Source organism: Mesobacillus sp. (assembly GCF_047739415.1).
Classification (GTDB): Bacteria; Bacillota; Bacilli; order Bacillales; family Cytobacillaceae; genus Mesobacillus.
Genome location: NZ_JBIQOE010000020.1, coordinates 1 through 5,194, shown reverse-complemented (window position 1 = coordinate 5,194; position 5,194 = coordinate 1). Strand labels below are relative to the sequence as shown.

The window sequence follows — 5,194 nt, the reverse complement described above, 5'->3', positions numbered from 1 at the left end:
CAAGCCTACTCTTGTTTCTGATTACTTTTATATACGGTCTAGGCTGACCAAGGAGCTTGCGCTTTTTTCATGCCTTTCCGAAGAAGAGGCTGAGGCTGTCAAGAAAAGCTGGTTATTGTGACAGGTTTTGAGGATACAGGGCCAAAGCTGTCAAGAAAAGCTGGTTATTGTGACAGGTTTTGAGGATACAGGGCCAAAGCTGTCAAGAAAAGCTGGCTATTGTGACAGGTTTTGAGGATACAGGGTCAAAGCTGTCAAGAAAAGCTGGTTATTGTGACAGGTTTCAAGGATACAGGGCCAAAGCTGTCAAGAAAAGCTGGTTATTGTGACAGGTTTTGAGGATACGGGGTCAAAGCTGTCAAGAAAAGCTCGTTATTGTGACAGGTTTTGAGGATACAGGGTCAAAGCTGTCAAGAAAAGCTGGTTATTGTGACAGGTTTCAAGGATACGGGGTCAAAGCTGTCAAGAAAAGCTGGTTATTGTGACAGGTTTCAAGGAAACAGGGCCAAAGCTGTCAAGAACCTATAGCAATTTCCCGCGGAGAACGAAGTGCCTGGAACGAAACTCAACAGCCATGTTTAATAGAGCCTCTAAAAAAAGTAAAACGTTTAGACCTTCTTGTTTTGGGGCATTTTTTATATAGACAAGAACTTACGAAATAGGAAGGGGACAAAATCATGAGTGCAGTATTGAAAGCAAATGAGCGCACAGGTACTCAACGTTCTACCTTGAGGAAATTACGCCAGGAGGGCAATATTCCAGCAGTTGTCTATGGAAGGACTACTGATAGTAAGTCGATTTATGTAGACAGCATCGAGTTTGTGAAGACTATTCGCGAAAATGGGAGAAATGGCGTCATTTCACTTGATGTGGGCGGCAGCCAGCATAACGTCATGCTGACTGATTACCAGGAAGACCATATCAAGAATGAGATTCTCCATGCTGACTTCCTTGTTGTCGATAAAAGCTCAAAGGTGCATGCAAGCGTCCGAGTGAACCTCGTTGGCGATGCTGCGGGTGTCAAGGATGGCGGCGTACTACAACAGCCGATCCACGAAGTGAACATTACATCGACTCCAGGCAATATCCCTGAATCAATTGATGTGGATATCACAAACCTGCAAGTTAATGAAAACCTGACACTTGCTGATATCAAAACAGGAAATTACGAAATTAATGATGATGAAAACACAGTAGTCGTTTCAATCCTTCCTCCTAAAGTGGAAGAAGAAATCAATTCTGGAGAAGAACAAGAACCAGGAGAGCCTGAAAATGAAGAAGGAAGAGAAACTGAAGCGAGTGAAGAATAAAGGAGCATTGGACGTAGCCTGAAAAGGGTTACGTCTTTTGCGGTTTTCATGTACATTATAAATAGAAATTCTTTCTGGTTTTCCCTGAATCAAGGGAATAAGCGGTTGAATGAGATGATATGCTTTTTTGTTAGGGGTGTGGAAAGTGAAGTTATTTGTTGGACTTGGGAATCCAGGAAGGCAATATGATAAGACAAGGCACAATATCGGCTTTGAAGTTATTGATGAGTTATCCAAACGGTGGAATATCCCATTGGATCAGGCAAAACATAAAGGCTTATATGGCAAAGGATTTGTAGGTGGTGAAAAGGTCATCTTGCTTAAGCCTTTAACCTATATGAACCTTTCTGGTGAATCAATCAGGGCCGTTATGGATTTTTATGATATTGATCTGGAAGATTTTGTCGTGATCTATGACGATCTCGATATGCCGACTGGCAGAATCAGATTGCGCCAAAAAGGCAGTGCTGGCGGCCATAATGGAATTAAGTCGACGATTGCCCATACCGGAACACAGGAATTCAAGCGGATCAGGGTAGGTATCAGCCGCCCTACAAATGGAATGGCGATCACGGATTGGGTACTTGGCCGTTTTACCGCGGAAGAAAACGAACAGATGGCTGAAGCTGTAATTAAGTCTGCCGATGCTTGTGAAGAATGGATGAAAAAGCCTTTCTTAGAAGTTATGAATACATTCAATCAATAGAGGATTTTGTTAAAGATAGTGAAATAAACATGCCAATCTTTTGTTCAAGTAATATAATGTAAAAATAGAATCATACAATAGGCTAAGTGCATAAGTTCCTGCCAAAGGGTCAATAATGAGTAATGACTTAATTTGGGAGGGACGGGCATGGCTATACATTATCATTGCCGTCATTGCGGCACGAAAATTGGCTCGCTGGACAGTTTGTCTGTCCACAGTGAAAGTTTAGGGCTGCATAAGCTGAACGAGGAAGAGCGTCAGGAGATGGTTTCTTACGCAGGAAATGGTGACATCAATATAAAATCGATCTGTGAAGACTGTCAGGAAGCCCTGGAACGCAACCCAGACTTCCACCAGCATGACTACCTAATTCACTGACAAGCTTTGGATTCCTCATCCAAAGCATTTTTCTGTTTGTATATCGGCAATCATTTTAAAAAAGTAAAGATTAGCATTTTTTTATAGAGAGGGAGAGGTTTGGATGCAGGGGCTGAAAGCTCTATTTAGTCATCAGGATGATGTCCAATCTGTTATTTCCGGAATGGATGCGGGGCTTAGGGAACAGCTCGTCGCAGGCCTGTCTGGTTCGGCGAGGACGGTCTTTTTAGCCGCGATTTACGAACAGACAAAGCGTCCCGTCCTGATCGTCACACATAATTTATTGCAAGCGCAAAAACTATATGATGATCTTGTTAATTTAATAGGGGAAAATGATGTTTACCTTTACCCGGCAAATGAATTGATTGCCGCTGAAATAAGTATTTCGAGCCCTGAGCTGAAGGCACAGAGGATAGAGGCTCTGAATCATTGGAGCAAAAAGAAGACAGGTATTGTGATTGTCCCGATGGCTGGCCTTAGGAAGCTGCTGCCGCCAAAGGATCTATGGTCGAAATTCCAGATGACATTCAAGCTTGGTGAAGAGATTGATCTCGAATCGGTTCTTAACCGGTTTGTCAGCATGGGCTATGTTAGGGCGGAAATGGTTTCGGCTCCTGGTGAATTCAGCCTCCGCGGCGGAATTATCGACATTTATCCGCTGACATCGGTAGATCCAATCAGGATTGAGCTGTTTGATGCTGAGGTTGACTCAATCAGGACATTTTCGCTTGAGGACCAGCGCTCGAAGGAAAAAATGAAAACTGTAGCGATTGGACCAGCGACAGAAAACCCAATCGAGAATGAACAGCTGGACCGTCTGGTCGCGGGGCTGGAAAAAGGGCTCTCAGGCAGTTTGAAGAAGCTTAAGGATGAAAAAGCGAAGACACTGATGTCGCAAAACATTGGCTATGAATTGGAACAGCTTCGCAATGGTCAAAAACCTGATCAAGTTTTCAAGTACTTATCCATAGCGTACGAAAAGCCTCAAAGTTTAATAGATTACTTGCCGTCTAATGGTTTCCTGTTCGTCGATGAAATAAGCAGGGTTCAGGAGATGAATGAGTCTCTTAGCAAGGAAGAAGCGGAATGGTATACGAGTCTCCTCGGTGAAGGGCAGATCATTCATGACCTGAAGATTTCACACCAGCTGCCTGACTTGATGAGTAAAGCCGGAAAGCCAATTGTATATCTATCTTTATTTTTAAGGCATGTTCCAAACACGAGTCCGCAAAACATCATCAATATTTCATGCAAGCAGATGCAGAATTTCCATGGTCAGATGCATGTGCTTAAAGGAGAAGTCGACCGCTGGCGCAAAGGAAACTATGCGGTTATTTTCCTTGGTCCGGACGCCGAAAGAGTCAAAAAGCTCGAGCGAGTTCTTGAAGACTATGAAATCGATGCAGTAAAAATGAACAGCAAGCAGGAATTGCTGCCGGGAAAAGTTCAGATTATCCAGGGCAGCCTGAATACGGGCTTTGAATTCCCAATCCAGAAGATAGCTGTGATTACGGAAGAGGAACTCTTCAATAAAAAAACAAAGAAGCCTGCGAGAAGACAAAAGCTGTCGAATGCAGAGCGGATCAAGAGTTATTCTGAGCTTAAGATTGGCGATTATGTCGTCCATGTAAACCACGGAATCGGGAAATACCTGGGCATAGAAACGCTGGTGATCAATGGCGTTCATAAGGATTATCTTCATATCCGATACCAGGGAAGTGATAAGCTTTACGTCCCGGTCGAGCAGATTGACCTCGTCCAAAAATACGTCGGCTCAGAAGGTAAAGAACCTAAGGTCTATAAGCTCGGTGGCAGCGATTGGAAAAGGGTCAAGAGCAAGGTTCAGTCCTCTGTACAAGATATCGCAGACGATTTGATCAAGCTTTACGCAGAGCGTGAGGCAAGCATCGGGCACGCTTTCTCTCCTGATGGCGAGATGCAGCGCGACTTTGAATCATCATTCCCATATCAGGAAACTGAAGACCAGGTTCGTTCCATCCATGAAATCAAGCTTGATATGGAACGTGAACGCCCGATGGACCGCTTGCTGTGCGGGGATGTCGGCTATGGTAAAACAGAGGTTGCAATCAGGGCTGCCTTCAAGGCGATTGCTGATGGAAAGCAGGTAGCTTTTCTTGTGCCAACGACCATCCTTGCGCAGCAGCACTATGAGACCTTAAGGGAAAGGTTTCAGGACTTCCCGATTAACATTGGTTTGTTGAGCAGGTTCCGTACCCGCAAGCAGCAAACGGAGACGATCAAGGGACTGAAGGCTGGAAGTGTTGATATTGTTGTTGGAACCCACAGGCTGTTATCAAAGGAAATCACCTACAGCGACCTTGGCCTGCTGATCATAGATGAGGAACAACGCTTTGGGGTAACGCATAAGGAAAAAATCAAGCAGCTTAAGACAAATGTAGATGTCCTGACTTTGACGGCGACGCCAATTCCAAGAACACTGCACATGTCGATGCTAGGCGTCAGGGATCTATCAGTCATCGAAACGCCGCCTGAAAACCGGTTTCCTGTCCAGACATATGTCATGGAATACAACGGGGGACTTGTCCGCGAGTCGATTGAGCGAGAGCTTGCCAGGAACGGACAAGTTTACTTCCTATATAACCGAGTTGAGGATATCGAACGGAAGGCTGAAGAGATATCCATGCTTGTGCCTGATGCACGTGTCACTTTTGCACACGGCCGCATGACCGAAAATGAATTGGAATCTGTCATGCTTGGTTTCCTTGAAGGAGAATATGATGTCCTGGTCAGCACGACAATCATAGAGACAGGTGTAGAC

General features: G+C 44.6%; 4 protein-coding genes. All 4 read left to right on the top strand.

Annotated features, from left to right (window positions below; genetic code table 11):
- Positions 1–677 precede the first annotated feature (677 nt).
- Positions 678–1,310: a 50S ribosomal protein L25/general stress protein Ctc gene (locus tag ACH0QE_RS01525; protein WP_415798983.1), complete on the top strand. Its 633-nt coding sequence runs from the start codon at positions 678–680 to the stop codon at positions 1,308–1,310.
- A gap of 145 nt (positions 1,311–1,455) precedes the next feature.
- On the top strand, positions 1,456–2,016 hold the full coding sequence (pth, locus tag ACH0QE_RS01520; RefSeq protein ID WP_415798982.1) for an aminoacyl-tRNA hydrolase: 561 nt from the start codon (positions 1,456–1,458) through the stop codon (positions 2,014–2,016).
- A 147-nt stretch (positions 2,017–2,163) separates the two neighbouring features.
- Positions 2,164–2,394: an anti-sigma-F factor Fin family protein gene (locus tag ACH0QE_RS01515; protein WP_102264806.1), complete on the top strand. Its 231-nt coding sequence runs from the start codon at positions 2,164–2,166 to the stop codon at positions 2,392–2,394.
- A 103-nt stretch (positions 2,395–2,497) separates the two neighbouring features.
- Positions 2,498–5,194: transcription-repair coupling factor (gene mfd / locus ACH0QE_RS01510; RefSeq protein WP_415798981.1), on the top strand; the 2,697-nt coding region annotated here is incomplete at its 3' end.